At 41.1% G+C, this 518-nt stretch carries 1 protein-coding gene; it reads left to right on the forward strand.

What is annotated here, in order from left to right; genetic code table 11:
* On the forward strand, positions 1–518 hold a 518-nt coding region (locus tag ACFIJJ_RS10225), incomplete at both ends, for a DNA methyltransferase (RefSeq protein WP_375646874.1).

Consider the following 518-nt stretch of genomic DNA (forward strand, 5'->3'; position numbering starts at 1 on the left):
ATTTGGCTTTATGAGGAAGTAGGGCACAACCAAGATGCCAAAAAAGAAGTCAAAGCCTTTAATTCTGATAATGTCTTTACCACTCCCAAACCTGAGCGATTAGTGGAACGCATCATTCAACTTGCCACTAACCCTGGTGATCTTGTATTGGATTCCTTTGCTGGTTCTGGTACGACCGGTGCTGTTGCTCATAAAATGGGCCGCAAGTGGATTATGATTGAACTTGGTGAACATTGCCATACGCACATTATTCCTCGTTTAAAAAAAGTAATTGATGGAACTGATCAAGGGGGAATTTCTAAAAGTGTAAATTGGCAAGGTGGCGGTGGGTTTCGTTATTATCGCCTTGCACCTTCTCTGTTGCAAAAAGATCCATGGGGACAATGGATTATTCGTCGCGAATATAATGCTGCGATGCTTTCAGAAGCCATGTGTAAACATATGGGATTTACCTATGCACCGGATGAAAATCATTATTGGATGCAGGGATATTCAACGGAAACAGATTATATTTATGT

The organism is Bartonella sp. TT29SHDZB, from assembly GCF_042193395.1.
GTDB lineage: Bacteria > Pseudomonadota > Alphaproteobacteria > Rhizobiales > Rhizobiaceae > Bartonella.